21 protein-coding genes are annotated in these 21,776 nt (G+C 67.3%); 6 read left to right on the forward strand and 15 right to left on the reverse strand.

Annotation, left to right across the window (positions count from 1 at the left end):
- Nucleotides 1-199: 199 nt before the first annotated feature.
- From KEC56_RS04725 to KEC56_RS04735, 3 genes are read left to right on the forward strand one after another with little or no spacing between them, the layout of a single operon-like run.
- Nucleotides 200-3,274 (forward strand): AAA family ATPase, encoded by a 3,075-nt coding sequence (locus tag KEC56_RS04725; RefSeq protein WP_227530024.1) that lies wholly within the window; start codon nucleotides 200-202, stop codon nucleotides 3,272-3,274.
- Nucleotides 3,274-3,534 (forward strand): hypothetical protein, encoded by a 261-nt coding sequence (locus KEC56_RS04730; RefSeq protein WP_227530025.1) that lies wholly within the window; start codon nucleotides 3,274-3,276, stop codon nucleotides 3,532-3,534. Before KEC56_RS04725 ends, KEC56_RS04730 begins: the two co-directional genes overlap by 1 nt.
- A gap of 6 nt (nucleotides 3,535-3,540) precedes the next feature.
- Nucleotides 3,541-4,746 (forward strand): hypothetical protein, encoded by a 1,206-nt coding sequence (locus KEC56_RS04735; RefSeq protein ID WP_227530026.1) that lies wholly within the window; start codon nucleotides 3,541-3,543, stop codon nucleotides 4,744-4,746.
- Between the two features lie 198 nt (nucleotides 4,747-4,944).
- Here the strand turns inward: KEC56_RS04735 and KEC56_RS04740 are convergent, their stop codons facing one another.
- The 13 genes from KEC56_RS04740 to KEC56_RS04800 all read right to left on the reverse strand — a co-directional run bounded on the left by KEC56_RS04740 (nucleotide 4,945) and on the right by KEC56_RS04800 (nucleotide 17,219).
- On the reverse strand, nucleotides 4,945-5,205 hold the full coding sequence (locus tag KEC56_RS04740) for a hypothetical protein (RefSeq protein WP_227530027.1): 261 nt from the start codon (nucleotides 5,203-5,205) through the stop codon (nucleotides 4,945-4,947).
- 19 nt (nucleotides 5,206-5,224) lie between these two features.
- Complete coding sequence (locus tag KEC56_RS04745; protein ID WP_227530028.1) at nucleotides 5,225-6,331, reverse strand: ATP-binding protein; 1,107 nt, start codon at nucleotides 6,329-6,331, stop codon at nucleotides 5,225-5,227.
- Between the two features lie 143 nt (nucleotides 6,332-6,474).
- Nucleotides 6,475-6,921, reverse strand: coding sequence for a single-stranded DNA-binding protein (locus KEC56_RS04750; RefSeq protein WP_227530029.1), 447 nt, complete (start codon nucleotides 6,919-6,921; stop codon nucleotides 6,475-6,477).
- A 38-nt stretch (nucleotides 6,922-6,959) separates the two neighbouring features.
- Nucleotides 6,960-7,439, reverse strand: coding sequence for a hypothetical protein (locus KEC56_RS04755; protein ID WP_227530030.1), 480 nt, complete (start codon nucleotides 7,437-7,439; stop codon nucleotides 6,960-6,962).
- Nucleotides 7,436-7,825: an HNH endonuclease signature motif containing protein gene (locus KEC56_RS04760; protein WP_227530031.1), complete on the reverse strand. Its 390-nt coding sequence runs from the start codon at nucleotides 7,823-7,825 to the stop codon at nucleotides 7,436-7,438. Before KEC56_RS04760 ends, KEC56_RS04755 begins: the two co-directional genes overlap by 4 nt.
- Nucleotides 7,822-9,672 carry a type IV secretory system conjugative DNA transfer family protein gene (locus KEC56_RS04765; RefSeq protein WP_227530032.1) on the reverse strand — a complete coding sequence of 617 codons (1,851 nt, stop codon included), beginning with the start codon at nucleotides 9,670-9,672 and terminating at the stop codon, nucleotides 7,822-7,824. The genes KEC56_RS04760 and KEC56_RS04765 overlap by 4 nt, the downstream gene beginning before the upstream one ends.
- A 12-nt stretch (nucleotides 9,673-9,684) precedes the next feature.
- Nucleotides 9,685-10,989 carry a MinD/ParA family ATP-binding protein gene (locus KEC56_RS04770; protein ID WP_227530033.1) on the reverse strand — a complete coding sequence of 435 codons (1,305 nt, stop codon included), beginning with the start codon at nucleotides 10,987-10,989 and terminating at the stop codon, nucleotides 9,685-9,687.
- On the reverse strand, nucleotides 10,986-12,611 hold the full coding sequence (locus KEC56_RS04775; protein ID WP_227530034.1) for a putative type IV secretion/conjugal transfer ATPase: 1,626 nt from the start codon (nucleotides 12,609-12,611) through the stop codon (nucleotides 10,986-10,988). The genes KEC56_RS04770 and KEC56_RS04775 overlap by 4 nt, the downstream gene beginning before the upstream one ends.
- The gene (locus KEC56_RS04780; RefSeq protein WP_227530035.1) at nucleotides 12,611-14,104 is read right to left on the reverse strand and encodes an SCO6880 family protein; all 1,494 of its coding nucleotides are present in this window, start codon (nucleotides 14,102-14,104) and stop codon (nucleotides 12,611-12,613) included. The genes KEC56_RS04775 and KEC56_RS04780 overlap by 1 nt, the downstream gene beginning before the upstream one ends.
- Nucleotides 14,101-15,300 carry a hypothetical protein gene (locus KEC56_RS04785; protein WP_227530036.1) on the reverse strand — a complete coding sequence of 400 codons (1,200 nt, stop codon included), beginning with the start codon at nucleotides 15,298-15,300 and terminating at the stop codon, nucleotides 14,101-14,103. The genes KEC56_RS04780 and KEC56_RS04785 overlap by 4 nt, the downstream gene beginning before the upstream one ends.
- A gap of 257 nt (nucleotides 15,301-15,557) precedes the next feature.
- A complete protein-coding gene (locus KEC56_RS04790) occupies nucleotides 15,558-15,839 on the reverse strand; it encodes a hypothetical protein (RefSeq protein ID WP_227530037.1) in 282 nt (93 codons plus the stop codon).
- Between the two features lie 25 nt (nucleotides 15,840-15,864).
- Entirely contained in the window at nucleotides 15,865-16,485 is a 621-nt protein-coding gene (locus KEC56_RS04795) for a M23 family metallopeptidase (protein WP_227530038.1), read from the reverse strand.
- The gene (locus KEC56_RS04800) at nucleotides 16,485-17,219 is read right to left on the reverse strand and encodes a hypothetical protein (RefSeq protein WP_227530039.1); all 735 of its coding nucleotides are present in this window, start codon (nucleotides 17,217-17,219) and stop codon (nucleotides 16,485-16,487) included. The genes KEC56_RS04795 and KEC56_RS04800 overlap by 1 nt, the downstream gene beginning before the upstream one ends.
- Nucleotides 17,220-17,498: 279 nt before the next feature.
- Here KEC56_RS04800 and KEC56_RS04805 point away from each other — a divergent pair, with 279 nt between their 5' ends.
- From KEC56_RS04805 to KEC56_RS04815, 3 genes are all read left to right on the forward strand, one after another.
- Entirely contained in the window at nucleotides 17,499-17,816 is a 318-nt protein-coding gene (locus tag KEC56_RS04805; RefSeq protein WP_227530040.1) for an ArsR/SmtB family transcription factor, read from the forward strand.
- A gap of 153 nt (nucleotides 17,817-17,969) precedes the next feature.
- Nucleotides 17,970-19,190, forward strand: a complete 1,221-nt coding sequence (locus KEC56_RS04810) for an acetyl-CoA C-acyltransferase (protein WP_227530041.1) — start codon at nucleotides 17,970-17,972, stop codon at nucleotides 19,188-19,190.
- Nucleotides 19,190-19,591, forward strand: coding sequence for a PaaI family thioesterase (locus KEC56_RS04815; protein WP_227530042.1), 402 nt, complete (start codon nucleotides 19,190-19,192; stop codon nucleotides 19,589-19,591). Before KEC56_RS04810 ends, KEC56_RS04815 begins: the two co-directional genes overlap by 1 nt.
- A gap of 63 nt (nucleotides 19,592-19,654) precedes the next feature.
- Here the strand turns inward: KEC56_RS04815 and KEC56_RS04820 are convergent, their stop codons facing one another.
- A complete protein-coding gene (locus tag KEC56_RS04820) occupies nucleotides 19,655-20,674 on the reverse strand; it encodes a dihydrodipicolinate synthase family protein (RefSeq protein WP_227530043.1) in 1,020 nt (339 codons plus the stop codon).
- Between the two features lie 8 nt (nucleotides 20,675-20,682).
- The gene (locus tag KEC56_RS04825) at nucleotides 20,683-21,696 is read right to left on the reverse strand and encodes an ornithine cyclodeaminase family protein (RefSeq protein ID WP_227530044.1); all 1,014 of its coding nucleotides are present in this window, start codon (nucleotides 21,694-21,696) and stop codon (nucleotides 20,683-20,685) included.
- Nucleotides 21,697-21,776: the final 80 nt, after the last annotated feature.

Here is a 21,776-nt window from a genome sequence, read left to right on the forward strand (position 1 = left end):
ACATTTCGTTAGCCGCGCCATCGCCGCACGAGTATGCCGCCCGCACCCATGCCCGATGAGCACACGTTTGCGAGCCCCGAGAAGCGCGTTGGAACGATACCCCGAGGCGCCCATCGGCGAGACGAAGCAAAGGCAATGCACGCAGGCACTTTTTGTGAATAGTCTGGCGCAATAGGCAAATACGGCGTACTCTGACGTCATGCGTGGAGGTCTGGAGCGCTGGAAGCGTGGCGTTGGCTCGCGAGGAGTCCGCCAGGCGATGGACTACGCGCTGCGGGGAACATGCGACTCCCACCTGCGGTCATCGGGCGCTGTCGCGTTGGACGCGTACAGCGGTGTCGGCGCCGCGACGGTCACACGGTTCGTCGCTGCGCGGGACGGCGTAACTCATGACGAGCTGGATGCGGATCAGCTCGCGAGCTGGGTTGATGGGGCCGATCCGCTGTCGGGCGAGCACCGGGGGCGCCGGCTGGAGTCGCCACATGCGGACCTGGTGCTGGACAGCACGGTCAACGCGCCGAAGTCGTTCAGCATCGCGGCGCTGATCCACCCGGAGCTTGCCACGGAGTTCGAGGCGTTGCAGGACCGGTTGCGGGATCGGATCATCTCCACATGGCTCGTTGAGCTGAATGCGCGCCGGGGGATGGGCGGTCGGATCCGCGAGGACTTGGCGCGGATCGAAGTCGTCGAGTTGCAGCATCGCCGGTCTCGCGCACTGGACCCGCACATCCACCGGCACCTGTGGCTCGGGGTGAAGGTTCAAGGTCTCGACGCCCGGTGGTCGAACGTGGACTCGCGGGTCGCGATGCGCGTGCAGAATCTGATCAACGCGGAGGGCGACCTCGCCGCCCGCACGGACCCCGAGTGGCTCGCCGCGCTCGCCCGCCACGGATACTCCCTGAATGAGACCGGGGAGATCGCGGAGCTTGCGCACGTGGTGCGGCCGCTGTCACGCCGTTCCAATCAGATCGAAGCGAACCGGGCCGTACACCTCGCTCGTTGGCGGACAGAGCATCCTGGTGAGGAACCGAGCCACGATGTCCTGCAACGCATCGACCGGTACGCCTGGGCCACCGGCCGCCCCGACAAACCGCACGATCTGGACGAGGCCGCCTGGGCCGGCCTCGTCCGAGACGAAATCACCGACCTCGACGTATATGTGTTGAATGCACGCCCTCCGGTAGAGCTGCGGCCGCGGCATCCCGACGCTGTCGATCGGGCCCTGCTCGCTCGGAGGGCTGTGGTCGACGCCGACGAACGGTCCCGATCAAACAACGGTCGGTTCAGTGTCCTCGATGTGCGTGCCGGCGCCACCCGGGCGGTCGCCGCATCCGATGTCAGCGGAGCCCGCGACGAGCTGCAACGACTGATCGACGACGTCACCTGGCGGGCCCTGGCACACACCCGTGATCTGCTGCCCGACGCGCAGGGCAAGCCGGCCCACGTGAAGGCGCTGGTCACCCACGAGTTCGCCGACCTGAAGACCCGGCTCGGCGAACGGCTGACCTGCCTCAGCGTCAGCGGCGGGGACCCCGCCGACCAACAACAGGACCACGTGACGACTGAGAACTCACTGAAGTTGGGGATCCGGCTGGATCCGACCCAGGCAGCCGCCGCCCTCGCCGTCGCCGGCGGGGAGCGGCTGGTCACGGTGACGGGGCCGGCCGGGACAGGGAAGACGACCCTGCTTCGAGCGGCGCGATGGATGCTCGAGGCGAAAGGCCGGCGGATGTTGATCGTCGCGCCGACTCGGAAGGCGGCCGCGGTCGCCAGCCGGGAGATCGGGGCGACCGGGACCAGTGTGCATGCGCTGGTCGCCGATCACGGATGGCGGTGGCGGACCGATGACGCCGGCGCACAGGTCTGGTGGCGGCTCCGCCCCGGGCAACGGGACCCCGCGACGGGGGTGATCTTCCGCGGTCCGCGACACATGCGCCTGGGCCCGGGGATGCGCATCGTCGTCGACGAAGCAGGGATGCTCGACCTCCACGCCGCAGACGCCCTGACCGCACTCGCGCTGGAGACCGGCGCGGGAGTCGCCTTGGTCGGCGACCCGCATCAGGCCACGCCCGTGGGTCATGCCGGAGCGATGGCCCTCGCTCAACGGCGGGCGGGACGCGCGATCGAGCTGTCCGGCGTGCACCGGTTCGATGATCCGCTCTATGCCGCCCTGACGCTGTGCCTGCGCTCACCGCGCTCTGCCGAGGACGCGGCGAACATTGCAGCGGAACTGCAACGGACCGGGCACGTGCGCCACGTCCCCGACTCGGATGCTGCCCGTGCTGCCCTTGTGGACGGGTACTTCCACCGGCAAGCGCTGTCACGAACGGTGGCTATCGTGACCGCCACTAACGATGAAGCAGCCCAGGTGAATGAAGCGATCCAGCAGCAACGTGTGGAACGCGGGCAGCTCGGCCTGGGCCGGATGGCGATCGGAAGTGAGGAGCAGCGCATCCTCGAGGGCGACGTCGTACAGACCCGCCGCAACGACCGTACGGCCGGGATCGAGAACCGTGCGATCTGGACCGTCACCCGGATCGGCCCGGCCGCCCTCGAGTTGCAGCGCATGGACGACTCCGCAGACGTGCGCACCATCACCCGTGAGTACGCGGCCGAGCATGTGCACCTGGCATATGCGACGACGGTGCACGGCATCCAGGGCGAGACCACAGACACGTCCCTGGTCGGCCCCGGCGTCGACGCATCCGGCCTGTATGTCGGGCTCACCCGTGGCCGTCGCCACAATGAGGCGATCGTGATCTCGACCACCGACTCCGGCGCCCGCAAGGTCATCGCCGACGAGATGATGCGCGGCCTCCCCGAACCCGATCTCGAAGATGCCGCGCACGCGGCATACCGAGACCTGTCCCGCACCGCCCACGACATGGATCCGGAATCTCGCGCTGGCAGCGTAGCCACGCGCCCGTCCGATGGAGACCGTGCATTTGAGAGTGGGTATCGGCGATGGGTCGCGCAGGTGACGGCGTGGATCCTTGCCGCACGGACAGCCCTCCTGCACGCTCACGCCGTCTCCGCCGCTGACGAGGCACAGCACCATGCCCGCCTCGGGGCGGTCGAACCGCATGCCGAGCTCAGCGCGACCTCCCGCGCCGAGCTGGAAACTCGACTCACCTGCTACGAGCGCATGCTGGCCGACGCCGACCAGCAGCGACACGAAGCGCCGGTATCCGACGCTCGACCGGACGCTCGCCGTGACCCCGGTGAGCTCCCGAACCTTGGTCTCAATCCACCCGCTGAAGGAAGAGGTATCTGATGAATCTGGAAGACGCGGACGTGCTTTTGCAGCGAGTCGCAACCATCGCGATCATGTACTACCCACGGCTCCCAGCCGACGCACCGGAGTACAAGCTCATCGACGACATCGACTGGTGCCTGAACGAAACCGCCAAGGCGGAAGCGACGGACGAACTGCGCCGACTCATCGGACGCGCCATCGTGGACCCGACCGCCCACCGCGAAGCGCTGACCGCCCACGTGTACGCGCTGGTCCCCGATACGGGCGACGCGGAATGACCGATCATGGTCGCAAGCGACGACGCGAAGGCCCGTGCACGGGAGCAGGCCGCGGCCTGGCGCAAGGCGCATCCCGAACTCGTGGCCAAGTACCGACAGAGGTTCATTGAATCTCGGAGAGCGAAGCGGAATGCCGACCCCGAGGCCGCGCGCGCAGAAGATCGCCGGCTACTCGCGCGTCGACGGGCGCGCGAGATCCGACGGCTCAAGCACAATGAACACAGCCGTCTCGTTCGCTCCCGTGACCCCGAGGCGGCGCGGCAACGGAGCAGAAGGTTCCGGGAGGAGCACCCGGAGAAGGTTCGTGAGTACCAGCGGCGTTATCGGGAGCGGCATCCGGAGCGTGCCAAGGCGAACCAGGCGGCTGGAGCGCAGCGATACCGCGACAGGAACGCGGAAGTTGTCCGGGAACGGCAACGCGCCCTCGCCGCCGCGCATCGACGCAAGCACCCCGACGCCTATCGAGAATGGTACGAACGCAACCTTGAAGAGCAGCGTGCACGCGGACGGGAAGCATCCCGGCTCCGCAGCCGGTTGAAGAAAGCCGGCCTTCCGCCGCGCACGATCCGGCGCATTTACGCGGAAGAACGACGCGCGAACGACGCCGCCGCGGACAAGTACTTCACGACACCGCGCTCCGTCGAGGAACTGGCCGTCATCGCGACGGAGTCCGTTCACAGCCGCGCACTGGAGCTGCCGCAGGCGGTGCGCTCGCTCCGGCGCGAGCTGCTTGACGGGCCACTGCCAGCAGCCGAGTACCTGCAGCGTTCCGTCGACCGAGACGAGCACGGCGCGGAGGACGGAGCGTTTCGGTCGAAGCGCTACCTGGACGCCCTGCACCGCATGAAGAAGCGCGAGCTCACCACGCTCCAGATCCAACATGAGCAGGAACTACAGAACATCCGGGATCAACGCCCGCAGATCTACGAACAGCACTACCTCCGCAGGCGCGCACAGCTCCGTGATGAGATACGAATGGACTCCGCCGCCCGCGTCCTCCGGGGCTTGGAACCATATGACATTGACGCCGAGATGCGCAAACGCGTGGCTGAGGAGGCCGAGCCCATCGTCAACGCAAGACTGACCGACGCCAAGGAGCAGACCCTTCACCGGGTCGACGAGATCCTCGACCGATACCGGCCCAACGTCGATCCGGCCGCGCCGCACCAGGGCCTCTCGGGGCCGGGCGCATCAGGCCCAGGTCTTGCGTAGGGTGGCACGCTGCTCCGGGATATGGTTCCAGCGCTCCACACGATGCACGACGTGTGTCTCGCCCGTACGCTTATGGATCATCGGGGAACGGCAGATGAGGAACCGCGGCTTCGTCTGCTCATCAAGGACGAGCCACGCCCCTCACGGAGAGTTGGATGACGCGCACCCAGCGATCATCTCACCGGGAAAGGGCGTCCCTCACGCCTTCGGGACGCGCGAGACCAGACCCGCTGACACCAGCTCCTCGACCGCCGCCCTGATCGTGCCGACATCCTCGAAGGCGTCCTCGTACGGGTTGAACGGTTGCCCCTGCCGGAGGATCACCAACGCGTAGAGTCCCTTGGCGGCGAGCGACAGCCCGGGGTCATCCAGGACCGTGTCCGGGATGGCGGTGTCGTCGGGGTCATCGCTCACGAGGCGCGGCCCGTTCGCGGCGATCCATTCTTCAGGTTCAGGCATGGTCCTCACCAATCGCTCGTCACTGGGTTTGACGCAGGTGTTCCCGGAGCCCGGGAATGGCGAACTCCAGCCGGCCGCGTCCCGCCGGCTGGACGAGCCCTGCGTCGATGAGCCGGGCCCGGTAGTTGCCGACAGTGTTCTTCTGGTCCCCGAGCCTGCGGCCGATGTCCGCCGTACTCGCCGGTCCGTCATCTTCTGCCATCGCCCGCAGGAAGTCGAGGTCTTTCGGGGAAGCGGTGGACAACGCGGCGTCGATGACGACCCGAGTATTGCGGCGATGCGCGGCGGCGAGAGCGACCTCGACGTCGGCAACTGTCAGCGGGGCGTCGGTGACCTCGGCCAGCTGCCACAGGTGATAGCCGACCAGTTGGATGAGAAAGGGGTATCCGCCGGTCGATGCCGCAGCGATCCGGATGAGCGAAGGGTCCAACGGGTGGGCGAGGCCGGCGAAGGTCTCCCGGTACGACGTCTCGACCTCCTCGATCGCCGCGGCATGGAGGTCGATGCGGTCGGCACGGCGCAAGAACGTGGCGACGCCTTCGTTGAGCAGGTCCGATACGGCAGCGGGCAGACCGGCGAAGACGAGCGCGATCGGGAGCCGGTCGCGGATGAAGTGCTGCACAGCTGCAGCGAGCTGGGCCAGTTCGTCGCGGTCGGCACCGTGAATCTCATCCAGCGTTATGGCCAGCCCGGTCTGCTGGTCGTCCAGGAGCCGAAGGAGGTTGTCTCCCAAGTGTCGCCAGCTGGCCTGTTCACGCGGGGGAAGTTCGGTGGTGATCGAAAAACCGGCAGCGGCGATCCCCGTGACTCGTCTACCTGCGGGACCTTCGCCGAGCTCTTCGGCGGTCGTGCGCATCGATTCGCCGATCCGTCCCATGAACCCCCGTGTTGCGGTCTCCGAGATGACCACCCACCCTTGAGCGCGTGCGGCGTCCTCGGCCTCGCCGAGCATGACAGTCTTGCCGATGCCCCTCGCGCCCGTGAAAATGGTCAGCAACCCGGGTGCGCCGGAGCGGATGCGGAGCCCGTACACGAACTCGTCCAGGACGCCCGCCCGACCGATCAGCTGGGGCGGCTCGGCACCGGCTGTGGGACGGAATGGGTTCTGCGTCTGGTGTGGAGACATCCACGCTCCTTGTGAACTCTTGTGTACTCAGTGTACTTCGATGTACGTGGTGTGAACGGGTGTCCGTGATTGCCGGGACAAGTGGGGATGTCAGTCGGGAGCGGACGGGAGTACGATGACTCCCGTCCGCTCGGCGTGATTGTTCAGCGGGTGACTCCGGTTCCGGCGTACGAGGCCGGTTCCGCTACCGGCCCCGAAGCGTCTGCTGCGGGGCCGCTAGCTTTTGGGGCGCGGTTGATGGCCGCGCCGGTGAACTTGAGGGAGGCGCCGACGTTGTCGGCGATGACGTCGCGGGTCTCGCGGGTCTGGCCGGTGTCCTTGTCGGTGTAGGTGCCGAAGCGGAGGTCTCCGACGACGATCGCGGCGTCGCCCTTGTGGAGCGAGTCGGTCACGTGGCGGGCCTGCTGACTGAACACGACGACGCGGTGAAAGACCGTGCCGGCGTCCTCCCAGCGTCCGGTGTCTTCGTTGAGGCGGCGGTCGTTGACCGCGAGCGAGAATCGGGCGTACTCGTTGCCCGATTCGCCGGTGCCGTGTTCCGGGTCGGCTGTGAGGTTGCCCTCCAGCGTGACCGGGATCTTGGTAGTCATACTCTTCTTCCTTTCCTTCGAGGACGCCGGTGCATCCTTCACTGTGCGTGGGCCTGGCTGGTCCACGCCGTCCATTCCTGCTCGTCTGTTACTCCTGCCCAGGAGCGTGGTTTCGGAGGTTTGTGCCCGTTGTTGCATCCCCCGCCGTACGCTCGCGAGAGGCGGGGTACGGCGATGGCGAGACGTTCGTGCCAGCCGATGGGCCCGAATCCGGCGTCGCTGGCGTCGAACGCGGCGACGTGCGCGGTGTGGAGGGCGGAGAGTTCTTCGACGATGTTCCCGTGCTGCCACCAGCAGTTCGGCATGACACTGACCGGGATGTTGTAGCGGGTCGTCCACCACTCCACCCAGTCCCGCAGAGCGTTCCACCGTTCGGTGGCTTCCGTGCCGGAGAGTTCGCGCCAGTTGGTGACGAGTCCGCCGATCGGGGACGAGTTGCCGTACCGGGTGCCGGGGTCGAATCCGGAGAGCTCCCGGGCAAGGAGCGCGTCGACATCGTTCGGGTCGAGTTCGCTCATGACGCGTCCTTCACGGGGCGCAGCTTCACCTGCAGCACCTGGAGGGCGTGGGCGGATGCTTGCCGGCGGGTGCGGTGGGTGGCGAGGATGATGTCGCGGTCGATGAGGCGGTGCAGTAGGTCGTGGCAGTAAGGGTGCAGGGCGATGAGGTCACCGTCGTCTTCCCAGGCCTGCCATTGCCCGCGGATGATCCGCACACCCCGGTAGTCCAGGTGATGAAGCTCAAGATCCGCTCGGGTGCCGGGGGCACCGCAGGCGGCGCAGGGCACATCGCCTGTTCGGGTGTGGGCGCGGAACCAGCGTTCCCGTCGTGCGAACCAGGCCCGAGAGCGGAGGAACTCATCTCGGTACAGGTTTTTCAGCCCGGTGCGGCGCCGGTTGCTCATTCCTCACTCACCGCCTCCGCGGACTCGGCCGGCTCGGGATCGACTGCCTCCGGTGCGGCGGGTTCCGGTGTGAGGGGCGTGGTCGTGGCGGCGCCGAATACGGCTCGTTGTTCTTGCTCGGTGCTGCGTTTGCCGTGCTGGATCTGACGGGCGTCGCGACGTTCGTCCCACCCGGCGAGGTCGAGGAGCACGCCGCGCCGGTTGCGGTAGGCGAGCAGCCCCAGGGTTTGCGGCATCCGCCGGATCTCGTCGACCGACATCAGCGGCAGCCGGTCTTGGCGTTCGCTGGTGTGGTGGCCGGCTTCGGTGCTGTTCCAGGAGCGCTCAGTGCGCCGGGCGTCGCGGGTGCCGAGGAGTGCTTCGACGTCGCGGAGGTGCGCGACATGGGATGCCCCGCCGAGGAGGACTTTGGCGGTCGCGGCGGCCCAGATGGTGTCGGCTTCAGCGCGGGACCAGTTGGTTTCTGCTTGGGAGAGGGCTTGGAGGACGACGAAGGTGCAGATGCCGCGCCCGCCGCCGTCGGCCATGACGCGGGGGAGGGCACCCCAGCGGAACATGTTCGCGATCTCGTCGAGGATCAGCCCGAGCGGGTGCGCGAGGCGGGAGCCGGGGGAGGCGAGAGCGCGGTTGCGGGCGACCTCGACGATGTCGTCGAGCAGAGCGCCGAGGAACCCGCCCATCGCGGATGCCCCGGACGAGGAGCCGATCAGGTACAGGGTATTGGCGGCGTCGAGGAACTCGTTCGGATCGAACAGCGGGTCGCCCCGGCCGGGCATGAGGGCGGAGCGGATCTGCGGGACGGCGAGCGGTGCGACGGCGCCTTGGACGCCGAACCAGATCGAGGAGACGATCTTCTCGTCCCCGCTGATCGTCGCCTCGAGGTTGTCGCCCCATCCGGGTGCCCCGTCGGAGCGGAGCACATCGACCGCGGTACGGGCCAGGGCCGGGCTGGAGCCCCAATCGTAGATGTCCTCGATGGTGCGATCTCCCACGGCCGCGGCGTGGAGGAGCCGCCCGAGGACGACACCAGATGCTTGCGCCCACTCCCCGTTCGCGGTCGACGCCCCCAGCGCGGTGCCGGTGATGATCGCGGTGCCGCGTTGCATTGCGATGAGAGGGTCTTCGCAGCCGGCGAGGGGGCTGACACGGAGGGGGTTGCGGACGCCGGAGAGTCCTTGCGGGTCGAAGACGTGGGTGTGGCCGCGGTGCTGGCGCATGTGCATGGTCGCGGTGAGGTTGTCGTTCGTCGTCGACGTCGTGATCAGGGGACCTGACCAGTCGAGGATCGCGGAGATCAGCACCCGATACCCCTTACCGGACCGGGGCGGGCCTTCCAGCGCCACGGAGTCCTCGATCGACACATACACATCTCGGCCGCGGGAACGCCCGATCCGCCACCCCACGTCGGTGGGCTTTGGATGCTGCAGGTCGGGGCGCAGCTGCTTGGCGCGACGCAGCACCGCCTTGGCGGACAGATGCTGACGGATCTCGGACGCCGCCGCGAACCCCGGCCGGGTGCGCAGGTCGGTGATGAACGCACGATCCGATTCCCGATACCGGCGGTAGAGGGCAAACACCGCGACAGCGAGTGCGACCAGGAGCAGCACGGCGACGAGGTCGGCGATGCGGATCTGCCACACGGGCAGCGCGCATGTCCCGTCGACCTGGTACTGGGTGGGGTCGCCGGTGATGGCGAGGATGAGCCCGGAGAACAGACTGGAGGCTGTCGGTCTGGCGCCGCACAGCGCCGCGGTGACCGACTCGGCGATGAACGTGAATGCGAGGCTCAGCAGAAACGCCGCCGCGACGAGGACGGCGAGAGCCTTACCGAACCAACTGTTGTTCATGACCCGGCCCCCTCAGCTGAGCCCGGTGGCGATGGCTGCGGCGACGCGGATCCACGCATCCTGGCTAGTGCGGCGGAGGGCATCGAACCGCAACGGGCCGGACTTGAGCGCCGGATCGAACGGCACCGTCTCCACGACCCGCACCTGGTCGGTGAACCCGGCGGCGATCGCATCGATGTCACGGCGGGACCCGGCCTCGGGCTGAGTGACGATGACGACCGCGTTCGCGGCAAGGTTCGCGGAGTGCCGGTCGCGTTGCCGGAGCGCCTCGAGGAGGAGGGAGGCGGATTCGGCGGATTCGGGGGAGGGGAGGGTGGGGATGACGAGCTGGTGGGCGGAATCGATCATCCGCAGCCACCGGTCGGCGGACTCGTCGTTGCCGGAGTCGAACACGATGAGCCGGTAGTAGTGCATCGCGACCTGCATGAGCAGGTCGAAGTCGGCGTGCTCGATGCGCTGATGGGCGGCGAGGAGTTCGGGGTTGGAGCGGAGTACGTCGTACCGGTCGGCGGACTGGTGGTGCACGAACCGGGAGATGTCCGACACCGATGCCGTCGCCGACAGCAGGTCGGGGGCGGCGGGGAGGAGGTCACGGATGGTGGTGTCGTACAGGCCCTGCTCGGTCCGCCATCCCAGGGTGCCGCGGGTGTCGTTGTTGTCCCAGGCAAGGACGTTCCCTCCGCCGTGGCGCGCGAACACGGCGGCGAGCATCGACGAGGTCATCGTCTTCCCCACCCCGCCTTTACCGTTCGCGACGGCGATGTTCCGGTAGCCGGCCCAGTGTCGCGACACGCTCGCGATCGCCTCTCGACGCGCGCGCTGCGTCTTCGTCTCGGGGATGCGAATGCCGGCCCGGGCGGCGAGGTGACGCCATCCGGTCCCGGTCGCCTGCGTCTCGCCGGAGGTGATGAACGACCGGCGTGCGATAGTCCCATCGCTCCCGGCGTCGAGATCGGCATCGGCATCCGCATCGCTGTCGCCGGTGATGGTGTGATCGGGAGGGTCTGGTTCCGGGGGAGGTGCCACGTTCACGCCGGGCGTGGGCGCATTGCGCGGCTCGGGCACGTCTGCCGGCGCGGCGGTGATCTCGCCGGCCGCGCTGATCAGGAGCCGGTGTTCACCGCGGTCCCCGGAGGTGACGAGCTCGAGCGCGGTTCCTGCGCGGCGGGCATGGTCGGTCGCTCGCCGCACCACAACACGGCGGATATCCTCGTCGCCGGTCGCGCTGATCGGCTCGGGCTGCCCGTCCGGGCCGACGAATGTTGCATGGGGGCCGGTGACGGTCGCGTATGCGCGGGGGATCGTGTCGGTGGTCATTGCAGTTCCTTCTGGGTCAGCCATCCATCAACGGATGCGTCGCCGGCTGATGGACCGGCGGGTGTGTCGCCGTATCGTGAATCTCCCGGCCAGAGCGATTCGAGAACGGGGTCGTCGAGGGTGCGGAACTCGTCGTCGTACCGGCTGTCGAGTTCCATGGCGTCGTCGGTCTTGAACAGGTCGTATTCCCACGGGGTGGAGGTGGCGAACGCGTCGACCAGGTAGGAGAACTGGCCGACGTAGGCGAGGAACTCGCCTTTCCGCAGCTGCCGGGCCATGGCGACGTGGGCGGGTGGGATCGCGAGACGCTGATGGATGCTCGCACCTTCTTGCTGGTTGATGCGGAAGATGAACTTGTTCTCGATGTCTCCGGCGATCGAGTAGGCGAGGTTTCGCTCCTGCGAGTCGGCTTCGCCGACGGCATCCAGGTCACCCATCTTGTGCAGGATGACGATGTTGCTGATCCCGTAGTGGCGCGACAGTTTCAACCATTGCTGATACATCTGCAGCGACGCGAGCGAGGTCATGTCGCGCCAGCCTTCTTCACGGATCACGTACCGGGTGCGGTGCGCGGCACGGTCGGAGATCACGGCCTGATTCCATGCGGTGGTGCAGATCTGCGACAGCTGCGCCACCAGGTCCCCACGTGCGAACAGCTCGGAGGTGTCGACGACGACGATGGGGGCGGCGTCGTCGAACTGCACGGTCGATTCGTCTTCGAACAGGTCGGACAGGTCGCCGTTCACGAACCGGCGGAGGACGAAGCTAGGCTGGATGGCGCCCTGGGCGAGGTGCCGGTCCCGGTCGGCCTCGCGGGTCAGGCCGGTCAGTTCGGTGTAGACGCCGCGCAGGGTGGGGTGATCGTCGGTGGTGCGGATGCAGCGCTCGAGGGCTTCGAGGAGCGCGGCGTGTTCGACGGCGGTGAGGTGGGAGCCGGGGAGGGCAGCCCCGACGAGAGAGGTGAGGACGGTGATCCGGCGCTGCTTGACCATCTGCTCGTGCTGCTCATTCGTTACGCCGGTGCGCCTGGGGCCCCGGTCCAGTGGATTCAACCGGGTGTCGTATGCGCCGCCGAGGCGGATGACGTTCCCGCCGGGGATGGCTTCGGCGACCGCGACCCATTCGCCTTTCGGGTCGGAGGGGACGACGGCCTGATGCCCGAACGCCATGGAGCGGGTGACGAGGGTCTTGATGACCGCACTCTTGCCGGCTCGGTATGCGCCGAGGACGAGGACGTTGGTGGAGAACGAGCCGCGGTCGGTGCTGTCCGCGTAGGTCTCCCAGGGGGAGAAGTGCCATAGGGCGTCGGCGTTGAGATCGACACCGACGATGGGGCCGCGGTGTCCGAGGCCGGCGTCGGCGACGAATGGGTAGATCCCGGCGATGTGTTGCGAGGTCGCCTGATGCGGCGGCACATGCACGGGCGCGAGGTTCCAGTACCCGCCGTCGGTGAGCCCGGGGCCGAACGGGCCGGGCGCGGCCGCCTCCGGTAGTCCGCGCTCGCGTCGCGCAGCCGGCGGGGCGACCTGGGCGCGGTCGTTCCGGTGCTGCTCGCGACGATGGCGTCGCCGCTCCTGTCGGGAGAGTCCGTCGGGTTCGAAGACCAGAGCGCGTCGGGTCATCACTTCATCCCCAGTCCGATCGGGATCGCGTTGACCATGAGCGCTTCGGCCTGCTGGCAGTAGAGGATCTGCGCTTCCATCTCCGCCTGGGCGAGGGCGTTCCGCATCCCGGCGAGGGCCTGGTCGAGCTGGCCCTCATCGGGCGCGGTGACGGTGAGATATCCGCCGTACCGGAACTCGCCGTGTCCGGCGACGAGCTCCTGCTCCTCCTTTTCGAGGGCGAGCCAGTCTGCGTCGTCGGCGGCGTTGCCGTCCGTGCCGCGCTTGGCTCGGAGCTTCTCGTTGCCTCGCCACACCTTCTTCTCATCCCGCACCCGCTTGAGTGCCTGCTTCAACGGCACCGGCGTCAGCACCAGCGAGAAGATGTGGGTGACGGCGTCGCCGGTGTGCGGGTGCCGGGCGAACACCAAGGGTGCGATGAACCCGACGTGCGCGTCCGAGCGCGGCCATTCGTGGATCCACATCGTCGTATGCACCCCGGAGTCGGTGCGGACGACCCGGTTCGACCCGCGCGGCTCCTCCAGATACATTGGGCCGATCGCGAGGGGGTCGACCCCGGTGTGATCGTCGGTGCGGTTCTGGATGTTGGCGGCGAATTCCGGGTCGAACGTGACCCGGGCGAGAGCGGCGATCTCACGCGGGGACAGCCAGGCGCGGACGTGGATCTTCGCGTTCGAGAGGGCGTCGGCGAGGGTGCGGGTCTCGATCAGCGCCAGCGCCTGCGCCCCGACCCGGCCGCCGCCGAGCGCTTTGACCTGGGCGGCGAGGGCGAGGAGGTCGAGTGTGAAGGTGAGGTAGTTGCGGTGCGCTACCGCGAACCGCTCGGACCCGTTCATGACGTGCTCGTAGTTCGCGGCGATCGGGGACGTGCGGTCGAGCTCCCGATGCTCGGTGATGGCGTCGTAGTGCTCCCGGGCGGCGCGGATCGTCGTCGGCAAAGTCCGCTCCTGCAACGTGATCCTCTTCACCCCGGGACGCTGCGTGAAGGACGCCAGCACGCGGGACCACTGCTGGGCCAGATCGAGCCGTTCGGGGGCGTCGTGCATCAGGAACCCCTGGACTTCGAGTTCCGCGGTGACGGACACGGTGCGGTTCCGCGGGTCGTACACGCACGCGATCCGGTCGACATCCCACAGCTGCACCGATGCCCGCACCCCGGGAAGGTTGAGGGTGCCCACGACCTGGACGTGCTCGGGCCGGAACACTTGCTTCGTCGCACCGGCCGCATGCCGGGTCTGCTTCATCGCCCAGAGACCTGCCATCTTCGGCGCCGACAGCCCGTGGATGGTGATCGCGGCGGTGACGCCGAGGGCGAGATAGAGGGGCGCTGCGTAGAGGAGTCCGACGGGACCGAACCGGTTGGTGAAGATCAGCACGATGATCGCGGCGGCGGCGATGCAACCGAGCTGCCACCCATCCATTCCGAGCACGATCCCCTGCCGGGACCGGCCCGGAAGCCGAACCGGACGCTCATCACTCGACGCGGCGGTCATGACGACTTCCTTCCAGGAGCAACAGGTGCAGGCGGTGCGGGCGACGCCGGACGCGACGGCGTCTGGGAGGTCGCACTCGACGTCGGCTTCGCGGCAGGGCTGGTGTTCCGGCCTCGGGCGGGAGCCGCGGCACCGGCCGGGCCGTGCGTGCTGCGCCCGCCCGGCTTCGCCGCCGCAGCTGACGCGACGCCTCGGGAGGCTCCGGAGGCGGGGATGCCGGCCGGCATCCCGGCCAGGCGGGAGGGCATCCGCCCGACGGATCGTGCCGCGCTGCTGGCCATCCGGCCTGCGGTGTGGCCGATGCCGGATCCGATGCTGTCCGTGGCGGACGAGCCGACGAAGGTGAACAGGCTGAACACCGCCAGCGGGGCGAACGCGGCGAGCACCAGACCCACCAGCAGCGGCCAGGACTGCGGATCCCAGATGCTGTCGACATCCGCGAGCCCGTTGACAATCAACGCGACGAACCCGTTCGTCAATGGCCCGGCGAGCAGGAGCGCGACGACGGCGGAGATGTAACGGACGACCCACTGCGGGCCGACGCCGCGCACCGGGAACAGCATCCATGCCACCGGGCCGACGGCGATCAATGCGGCGAGGGCGATGTTGCGGAATGCGAAGACCAGCATGAGCAGCAGCAACGACAGCAGCAGGAGCCCGTGGATGAGGAACGCGAAGAAGTAGTTCGCCTGCCCGCCCGCCCACATCACCTTCTGCAGGTCCTGGAACAACGTGACCGGGCCGTCGCGATTCATCACGTACCAGGTGAGGTCGTCGATCGCGTTGAGAAGGTGACCGGTGCCCCACAGGGTGAGGGGGACGGCGGGGACGGCGATGAACGTGCGCACGATCGCCCCGACCAGCTCATCCCGGTTGCCGGACACGATGGCGGCGGCGATCGCCCACACCATCGCACCGAACAGGACGGCCAGGACGGCCCACTGCCAGAACGACCATTCGCCGACCGCAGCCGTCCACAGCACTGTGGAGGTATCGAACCGCATGTTCGCGGCCACCAGCAGCATCGCCGCGGTGGTCGCGATCGCCATGCCGCGTCCGGCGTTCTCGAACGTCACGCACACGACGTCGCCGACGCTGCAGCCATACTCGACGACGAGTGCCTTGCCGCCCATTGCCTCGATTGCGGGAACGTGCGCTTCGTACGTGGTGCACACGGTGACCCGGGCACCGTCCATCAGCACTCCTCGGAGACACTGCTGAGGCTTGACGTCGCTCCCCTTCGTCGGGGTGCATGAGACTTGGCCCGAAGTGTGGTTGCAGAGCACGGGGTAGGCGGGCGATGACCACGGCTGTCCGGAGATAGGCATCAATGGGTTGGCCGCCGCGGCCGCGCTCGTCTGTTCCGGGGTGGATGCGTGAGCGGGGATGGACACGCACAGGGCAACAAGGAGTCCGACGAGGGCTCCGGTGACGGCCGTGCGCGATCCGAACATCAGAATCCGAAGTCGAAGTTGACGAACCAGGCGAACAGACCGTTGGCTGCTCCCAGGACGGCGGCGGCGATGAATATCCACAGGATGTTCTCGCCCGCCCACGTGCGCACTCGATCCGATGCCAGGCCACGGAAGCTGAGTGCGGCGCCGGCGACGACCAGCATGATGAAGACCACGATCATCGCGCCGGCGAGGACATAGGAGGCGATGACTTGGAGGCCCTGGAAGAACGGGGCCGAGAAATCCGGGTTGATATCGGGGACGTCGACGTCGAATGGCATGTTCACGATGATCTCTCTTTCGATCTCACTTCAAAGGCAGGCCGAGTGCGGCCATGAACGGCTCCGGGTCGATGGCGATCCCGGCGCGCTGGATTTCGTAGTGCAGGTGGCAGCCGAAGGATCTGCCCGTATTCCCCTCAGCGCCGACCGCGGTCCCAGCAATGACGGCATCGCCGACGGAGACGCGCAGCGACCCCCACTGCATGTGCCCGTAGAGCGTCACGAGGCCGCCCCCGTGGTCGATGCGGACAGTGTTTCCCCAGCCGGAGAATGCGCCGGCCGTGATGACCGTTCCAGTGCCGGCGGCGTAGATGCTGCTTCCGCAGCCTTGGGACATGTCGTATCCCTGGTGGTCGGTGGAGCAGTATGAGCATCCGCCTACGGGGTTGTATCCGAAGCCGCGGCCCTTGAAGTAGTCGCCGGCGACCGGGTACCCCCAGTCGCCGCTCACGGCGGGAACCGGGCCGGTGCCTACGGCCGCCGCGGGAGCTGTCAGGGAGGTTCCGGCGAGGGCCATGGGGATGATCGCGAGTGGGGCGAGAGCGACGAGGATGAGGATCGTCACGCCGGCGAGGAGCATGGTCACTATCCGACGTGCGGTCCTCGAGCGGGCGAGGGCCGTGACGACGAAGGCGGGGACACCCATCAGGGCTCCATGGGCTCCGGGAAGTAGCGGACGATCTTGCAGTCGCCAGGCTGCTGCGACGAATCAGGGGTGGGGACGGAACCTGCACCGCACAACACCTGCACGCTGACGCGGACCGTCTCCTCGTAACTGGTCTCCGCGCCGTCGCCCGATGTTCGGGTGAAGGCCAGCGTCACATCCGCCGTGCCAATCCGCATGTCGCCGCTCGGGTCCTCGGGCACATCGACGTAGTCGATATCACCGGTGACGGACGCCGTCACCCGGCCATCCTCCTGAGCGAGCGAGTCCCACTCGGGCTCCGGAAGGACGAGCGACTGGCGCAGCTCAAGCTGCGCCGATTTCATTTCCTCGAGTTGATCGGTTTCGGAGGTGTACCGGGTGTCAGGGGTGAACCAGGCGTCGAGGTAGGTGAGCCACTCGTCACGCTCGCTGAGCTGCGTATCGAAGGTGGATGCCGCTTCCAGCGCGCGACGGATATAGAGGTCGGGATCCGTCGTGATCGGCTCGGGCACCCACCCCTGATCCGCAACGTTCGGGTCGACGACATCACCATCCGTCGCAGGCGGCGTGGCCGGCGGCGAGGATGCCGTCGTGGATGCCGGGGGAGTCGTCGGGGCGACGTCCGGCTGATTCAGCGCGGCGTTGACGAAGATCGCAATGAGACCGGCAAGCAAGATCGCTCCACCGGTCAGGGCCCACGTCAGACCCCGTTGGTTCTTACGCTCACTGGCCATGGTGGTCAGCCCTCCCGAAGCTTCAGGACGGCGGCGCGGCCGGTAGTGCACTGAACCGGCGAAAGCCGCAGTGACGAACTGGACGCTACTCCCATTCGGTTACGCATGTCTGTAGGCCATTTGGGGGACAAGGCGCATTCGTGACCCCCGAAACGGGAGGAGTTCGACTGCGTCAGCCTCAACATGATGTGAACGGTACACCCATCCACTTACAAAGTAAACGGGTAATCAATTCGGTTTCTGCTGGATTCTTAGGGTGTGCAGCCGCATGATGGATCCATGCCCAAATACGCGCGGCCGGCCGACGGCGAAGGAGCCGAAGCACCTCTCGCGATCCTGGGGAACATGGTCAAGGCCGGAATCATCCGCCAGGTGCGCAAGACGCCCAACGTCGGCCGCAAGACGATCGCCGACGTCCTGGCGGTCGCGCCCTCGACGATCGTTCCATACCTCGGCGAACTCGAGGCGGCCGGGCTGCTGATCGCGAACCCGCCCAAGGCGGAGCGCAAGCGCGGGGAGTGGGTTGTTTACCGTGTCAACGACGAGATGGTGACGGAGCTGTACCTAAGGCTGGGGCAGGAGATCGGGGAAATCTAGCCATTTGAAGGTGTCACCAGTCTGTGCAGCGGACCCCCCGGTGAGGCCAGGGTGATCACTGGCGTGAGGATGCCGTCGATCTCGATCTGCCATGTGAGCTAACAATGCGATACGATTCGAATCGAATAGCCATTATGCGGAGAGGTGTGCAATATGTCGGCACGACTCGATCCAAAGGACGCGGTGATCGTGGCTTATCGGCGAACGCCGTTCGGTCGAGCGCGAAAGGGGTCATTTGCGCTCGAGCGTCCGGAGGACCTCGCGCTGACGGCTGTCCGGGCCGCGCTCGGTGAGGTGTCGTCGCTCGATCCCGGTGCCCTGGATGACTTCTACCTCGGCACGGCCGTCCCCGAGGGTGCGCAGGGTGACAACCTCGCCCGCCGGGTGGCGGTGTACGCGGGGTATGACACGCTCCCCGGCGCGACCGTCAACCGGTTCTGTGCATCGTCCCTGCAGGCGTTAGCGGGTGCATCGCGCGCGATCCGATCAGGTGACGGCGAGGCGTTCCTTGTCGCGGGTGTTGAGTCGACTTCGAGTACGCCGCCGGTGTCGGTCAATATTCACCCCAATGCGGCAGCGCCTGCTGCTCGCGCCGACCGGGTGTTCGATAGTAGCGAGACGTGGATCGATCCCCGGAGCATCGGTGAGATGCCCGACGTCTACATCTCGATGGGCAAGACCGCGGAGTTCGTGGCCGACCTGACGGCGACGAGCCGTGCGGATCAGGATGCCTGGGCGCTGCTGTCGCAGCGACGCGCCGCTGCCGCGCTTGAGCAGGACTGGTTCTCCGGCGAGATCGCCCCGCATACCCGCACCGACGGCACGGTCGTCTCGACCGATGACGGGCCTCGCCCCGCCACCACTCTCGAGGGTCTGTCTGCGCTCCAGCCGGTATTCCGCAATGGCGGAACCGTCACGGCGGGCAATGCGAGCCCGCTCAACGACGGTGCCTCCGCAGCCGTCCTGATGAGCGCAGCCAAGGCAGCCGAGCTCGGACTGAGCCCGCTGGGGCGGATTCTCGGCGCCGCGGCCGGGGCGCTCTCGCCCGAGATCATGGGCCTCGGTCCGGTCAGCGCCACCCGGCGGCTGCTCGATCGACTGGGACTCGCCATCGGCGACATCGATCTGATCGAACTCAACGAGGCATTCGCGGCTCAGGTGGTCCCTACGATTCGCGAGCTCGGGCTCGACCCCGAGAGCGTGAACGTCCACGGCGGCGCGATCGCACTGGGGCATCCCTTCGGCGCGACCGGCGTTCGGCTCACGGGCACACTGCTGCGGGCGCTCCGCGCTCAGGACAAGACGCTCGGGCTGGCGACGCTCTGCGTCGGAGGCGGTCAGGGCATGGCACTCGTGATCGAAAGACTCGGCTGATGGGTGTGATCGATCCGCACATCAGCTGGATCCTGGCGCACGAGCCCTCGTTCGGATGGTTCGGTTTCACGATCGACGAGGCGACCGAGGGACGCGCCTCGGTGTCGCTCGTCGTCGGGCCCGAACACGTCAACGCCAACGACATGGCACATGGGGCGATCATCTTCGCGGTGGCGGATCAGGCCCTCGCGATGGCGGCGAACACACTGATCCCGCACGCAGCGACGGCCGACGCGCAGATCCACTATCTCGCCCCCGCACGCTCAGGGCAGCGCCTGCACGCTTCGGCACAGGCGAGCTGGGCCGACGAGCGCCGCGCCGTCGTGGACGTCGTGGTCGTCGCGGACGAGACGGTCGTCGCGACCTTCCGCGGCATGGCCCGCGCTACTCGCCGCAGCTGAGCGTCCACAGCGAAGAGCCCGACGGGGTGCGGCGTGAGTCCGCACCCCGTCGGGCTCTTCGCCTCATGCGCGCGTGCGTCCCTTGACGAACTCGCTGTCGGGGAGATCCGTGACGGGAAGACCCGATGCCTCGAGTGCGGAACGCGCCACCTTCATCAGCCGGTCGGGGATGCGAGGCGCGGGGGCCCGCAGTGCACCGCCGTTGAAGCCCGCAAGCCACTCCTGGTACTTCCAACCGGTGCGGTTGATCACCGTGGTGCCCACCGATGAGCCGGTGAGGATCGTAGTGTTCGCATTGCGGGCGGGAGCGACCTGCCACCACAGCTTCATCGCTTCCTCCCACTGCCCCTGCTGGGCGAGGGCGAACGCGCGGGGGAAGTAGTCGCTCATCCAGTTCGTGTTCGATGTCCCCGAGAACTGGAAGTCGAGCACCGACATGAGCGGGATCGTCTCGCTCTCGATCGGGCAGGAGATGATCACCTCGTCGCGGAAGTGGTGATACATCTCCATGACGCCGCCGATGGTCGGATAACCCTGTTCGGACTTGATCGCGACGATGTTCGGAATCGTGTCGAGGACGTGGCGCACGAAGGGCACCGGCATGCCGGCCGGATCGATCCGCTCGAAACCCCATGCGGGTAGGCCGAAAAGCATCGTCGCGAGATCCGTCGAGTCCGCGAGGGCTTTCGTGTAGTCGTAGACCTCCTGGTGGGAGGTCGGCCAGAACGACGTCGGATAGGAGAGGAGGACGCTGTCGACGCCCTCCTTCTCGGCGAGCTTGAGCGCAACGATGTTCTCCTCGAGCGTGTTGAACGCCGCGTGGAAGAACAATTGGAAGTCAGGTCCGCCGGCGTCGCGGGCGACGGCGACGATGCGGGCGTTCTCCTCGGGAGTGACTGCGAGCTCGGTGACCAGGAGCGTCCCGGCGAATCCCAGCTCCTTGAGCTTGAGGATGTCGTGACGGATTGCGTTCTCGTTGATCCTCGAGAAGTCCTCGCTGTATGACGGCATCGTCACCGCGATGGTGCCCTTCCAGTGCTCTTTGGCCCAGGCGCGTGCCTGATCCTTCGTGTAGTCGACCATGGTGTTCCTCATTTCCTGGTGGTGACGATTGCGGCGGGGAGTGCGGTGCCGACTCCGCGTTCGCGGGCGCGGTCGACGAGCGTCTCTGCGACGACGATGTCCTGCAGCCCTGAGCCGGTGGATTTGTATATGCGGATGCCGCGATCGCGCTGCACGTGGCGCGTACCCAGCAGCACGTCGTTGAGCGCGGTGGTGACCGCGTCGACGTCGACTCCGGCTTCGCGTGCGGCGATCATGTCACCGCTGCCGTGCACGACCTCGTCCACGCCGTCTGCGACCACGAGGGAAGCGCGGGCGATCAGGTCGGCGGGCAGCTCGCGCTGTCGCGGTGTTGTCGAGCCGATGGATACCACCGTCGCGTCGTCGGCGACCCAATCGGCATGCACTGTCGGTGATTCGTCGCGCGAGCGGGCGGCGCAGAGCACGAGATCCGCGCCACGAACTGCATCCTCGGCCGAGTCGACCGCGGTGACCGGCACGCCGAGCTCTGTGGAGAACCGGTCGGCGAACGCCTCGCGGTTCTGCGGGGTCGGGCTGAACACCCGCACCGAGGCGAACCGTGTGACGAGGGCGAGCGCCGCGGTGTGCGACTGCGCCTCGAACCCGGATCCGATTATCCCCACAGTGAGAGGGCGGTCGGGCGTGATCGCCGCTGTACCGACCGCCGTCGTGGCGGCGGTGCGAAGCCCGGTGACACGATTGCCGTCGACGAGCGCGACCAGTTCGGCAGTGTCCCGATCGAACAGGGAGATCAGGTAGCTGACGCGCAGGCCGTCGGCGAAGGATCCGTTGATCGATTTCGCTCCGAACAGCCGACCGTTCACCGGAACCGAAGGCATGACCCGCATCCATTCCCGGCCGCTGTCTGCGAAGATCCGTCCCGGATTTCTGCCATCGTCGAGCGGTGTCGAATAGGCTGCGCGGATCGACTCGATCGCGCTGGGCAGATCTGCGAGGATCGCGACGTCCTCGTCCGTGAGGAACAGTGGCAGGCGAGTAGGGGAATCGGACTCAGTGCTCATGCGTCACACCCTTGTTCGAGAGTCGGTTCTTTGTGCACGATACGTATCGTATTCGTTTTGAGTATACTTGGGCAAGACGT

Source organism: Microbacterium tenebrionis, assembly GCF_020682665.1.
Lineage (GTDB): Bacteria > Actinomycetota > Actinomycetes > Actinomycetales > Microbacteriaceae > Microbacterium > Microbacterium tenebrionis.

Coding starts and splice junctions, on each gene's coding strand:
- KEC56_RS04725 (WP_227530024.1), top strand. CDS start 200: ATGCGTGGAGGTCTGGAGCGCTGGAAGCGTGGCGTTGGCTCGCGAGGA.
- KEC56_RS04730 (WP_227530025.1), top strand. CDS start 3,274: ATGAATCTGGAAGACGCGGACGTGCTTTTGCAGCGAGTCGCAACCATC.
- KEC56_RS04735 (WP_227530026.1), top strand. CDS start 3,541: ATGGTCGCAAGCGACGACGCGAAGGCCCGTGCACGGGAGCAGGCCGCG.
- KEC56_RS04740 (WP_227530027.1), bottom strand. CDS start 5,205: ATGCCTGAACCTGAAGAATGGATCGCCGCGAACGGGCCGCGCCTCGTG.
- KEC56_RS04745 (WP_227530028.1), bottom strand. CDS start 6,331: ATGTCTCCACACCAGACGCAGAACCCATTCCGTCCCACAGCCGGTGCC.
- KEC56_RS04750 (WP_227530029.1), bottom strand. CDS start 6,921: ATGACTACCAAGATCCCGGTCACGCTGGAGGGCAACCTCACAGCCGAC.
- KEC56_RS04755 (WP_227530030.1), bottom strand. CDS start 7,439: ATGAGCGAACTCGACCCGAACGATGTCGACGCGCTCCTTGCCCGGGAG.
- KEC56_RS04760 (WP_227530031.1), bottom strand. CDS start 7,825: ATGAGCAACCGGCGCCGCACCGGGCTGAAAAACCTGTACCGAGATGAG.
- KEC56_RS04765 (WP_227530032.1), bottom strand. CDS start 9,672: ATGAACAACAGTTGGTTCGGTAAGGCTCTCGCCGTCCTCGTCGCGGCG.
- KEC56_RS04770 (WP_227530033.1), bottom strand. CDS start 10,989: ATGACCACCGACACGATCCCCCGCGCATACGCGACCGTCACCGGCCCC.
- KEC56_RS04775 (WP_227530034.1), bottom strand. CDS start 12,611: ATGACCCGACGCGCTCTGGTCTTCGAACCCGACGGACTCTCCCGACAG.
- KEC56_RS04780 (WP_227530035.1), bottom strand. CDS start 14,104: ATGACCGCCGCGTCGAGTGATGAGCGTCCGGTTCGGCTTCCGGGCCGG.
- KEC56_RS04785 (WP_227530036.1), bottom strand. CDS start 15,300: ATGGACGGTGCCCGGGTCACCGTGTGCACCACGTACGAAGCGCACGTT.
- KEC56_RS04790 (WP_227530037.1), bottom strand. CDS start 15,839: ATGCCATTCGACGTCGACGTCCCCGATATCAACCCGGATTTCTCGGCC.
- KEC56_RS04795 (WP_227530038.1), bottom strand. CDS start 16,485: ATGGGTGTCCCCGCCTTCGTCGTCACGGCCCTCGCCCGCTCGAGGACC.
- KEC56_RS04800 (WP_227530039.1), bottom strand. CDS start 17,219: ATGGCCAGTGAGCGTAAGAACCAACGGGGTCTGACGTGGGCCCTGACC.
- KEC56_RS04805 (WP_227530040.1), top strand. CDS start 17,499: ATGCCCAAATACGCGCGGCCGGCCGACGGCGAAGGAGCCGAAGCACCT.
- KEC56_RS04810 (WP_227530041.1), top strand. CDS start 17,970: ATGTCGGCACGACTCGATCCAAAGGACGCGGTGATCGTGGCTTATCGG.
- KEC56_RS04815 (WP_227530042.1), top strand. CDS start 19,190: ATGGGTGTGATCGATCCGCACATCAGCTGGATCCTGGCGCACGAGCCC.
- KEC56_RS04820 (WP_227530043.1), bottom strand. CDS start 20,674: ATGGTCGACTACACGAAGGATCAGGCACGCGCCTGGGCCAAAGAGCAC.
- KEC56_RS04825 (WP_227530044.1), bottom strand. CDS start 21,696: ATGAGCACTGAGTCCGATTCCCCTACTCGCCTGCCACTGTTCCTCACG.